The following is a 797-nucleotide window of genomic DNA, read 5'->3' on the forward strand; positions in this document are numbered from 1 at the left end:
ATTACATCTAAATGACCATGTATAGAAGCAACCAAGAAAGCATTATTGCCTTTTGTATTAATTGAGTTAATAAATTCCGGTTTCAGATATAATAGATATTCCATTATATCTAATTTCCTATGCCGAACAGCAAATAAGAAAGCATTATCTTCATCTTTATTTAATGAATCTATGAATTCAGGTTTTATTTGTAAAAGATATTTTATTACATCTAAATGACCATGTATAGAAGCAACCAAGAAAGCATTATTGCCTTTTGCATTAATTGAGTTAATAAATTCCGGTTTCAGAGGTAATAGATATTTCATTACATCTAAATTTCCATTCCTAGCAGCAAGTAAGAAAGCATTATCTTCATCTTTATCTACTGATTCTATAAACTCAGGTTTAAGCTCGAAGAAATATTTTACCATACTCAAGCTGCCACCCAATGAAGCAATTAAAAGTACATTGCTTCTATCTTTATCTACTGAATCTATAAACTCAGGTTTTAGCTCTAAGAGATATTTAGTTACATCTAAGTGATCTTTAAAAGTAGAATATAAAAATACATTGTCTCCATCTTTATCTACTGAATCTATAAACTCAGATTTCAGTTGTAATAGATATTTCATCATATCCAAGCTGCCACCCAATGAAGCACGTAAAAATACATTTTTTCCATCTTTATCTACTGAATCTATAAATTCAGGTTTAAGTTGTAAAAGATATTTCATTACATCTAAACTACCACCCAAGGCAGCAAGTAAAAATGCATTGGCTCCATATTTATTTGATGAATTAATGAACTCAGGTTT

At 29.2% G+C, this 797-nt stretch carries 1 protein-coding gene; it reads right to left on the reverse strand.

Going from position 1 to position 797, the window contains the following annotated elements; genetic code table 11:
* Positions 1-797 (reverse strand): ankyrin repeat domain-containing protein (locus tag NF27_RS00180; protein ID WP_039454522.1); only part of this gene is annotated, 797 nt, incomplete at both ends.

Origin of the sequence: Candidatus Jidaibacter acanthamoeba, from assembly GCF_000815465.1 — a bacterium.
Taxonomy (GTDB): Bacteria; Pseudomonadota; Alphaproteobacteria; order Rickettsiales; family Midichloriaceae; genus Jidaibacter; species Jidaibacter acanthamoebae.